At 40.3% G+C, this 1,088-nt stretch carries 1 pseudogene; it reads left to right on the top strand.

Going from position 1 to position 1,088, the window contains the following annotated elements:
* Positions 1 to 28 precede the first annotated feature (28 nt).
* Positions 29 to 1,088: pseudogene (locus DEX24_RS17640) on the top strand (IS3 family transposase); the annotation flags it as partial.

Here is a 1,088-nt window from a genome sequence, read left to right as displayed (position 1 = left end):
ATTATAAAATTAAGGGAGCGTGCAAAATATGCCACGTCAACGTCGAACATTTACACCCGAATTTAAACTGCAATTAGTGAAGCTTTATGAAAATGGCAAGCCACGTGCAGAGATTGCCCAAGAATATGACATTACGCTTTCTGCGCTAGACCGTTGGATTAAGAACCACAAGGAAACAGGTTCATTCGCTGCAAAATATAATCGTTCTGAGGAAGAAAATGAGCTGGCTAAGTTACGTAAAGAAAACCAACGTTTACTAATGGAAAACGACATTTTCACCTACAGGCATAAAGACAACTAAGCTCGCATCTCGCTAAGTTGTCCTAAATAGCAAGCGGCGCTGATCATAGGACGAAAATAAATGTGATTCGTAATAATGCTCACAAGTATTCGGTATCAGCAATGTGTGTCGTCCTCGATAGTAAAAAAAGCACGTACTACTATCAAGCTGATTTGTCTGGTAAACGTGCTGCAAAAGCTGCAGATGCGGCTCTTTCAAAGGAAATTGAACGTATATTCAAAGCCAGTCGTAACAACTATGGCACACGTAAAATCAAAAAAGAATTAGCGAAATTACCAGAGCCAAAACAAGTTTCACGCCGTCGCATTGGGCGTCTCATGAATGAGCTGGGTTTAGTCTCAAATTATACTGTGGCACAATTCAAGCCACATAAATCAGGCTGTAACGAAGCACCTGTGAAGAATGAATTGAAACGTGAATTCAATCAAGACGAGCAATTAGCAGTGATTGTCAGCGACTTAACATACGTCCGTGTCGGAAAAAGTGGCACTATGTATGCCTATTTGTCGACCTTTTCAACCGAGAAATTATTGGATATAGTGCAGGTAAAAATAAGACAGCAGAGCTTGTACACCAAGCACTTGCGAGCATTCAAGCTAATCTAAATGACGTCAAAATGTTTCATACAGACAGAGGAAAAGAGTTTGATAACAAACTGATTTCAGAAGCACTTGAAACATTCGGAATCCAGCGTTCACTGAGTATGAAGGGGTGCCCTTATGATAATGCCATGGCTGAAGCGACATTTAAGGTATTTAAAACAGAATTCGCTAATCAAGCTCACTTC

Source organism: Kurthia sibirica (assembly GCF_003143975.1).
Taxonomy (GTDB): Bacteria; Bacillota; Bacilli; order Bacillales_A; family Planococcaceae; genus Kurthia; species Kurthia sibirica.
Note: the sequence above shows the minus strand (reverse complement) of the source record. Positions and strands in the feature narration are given on the sequence as shown.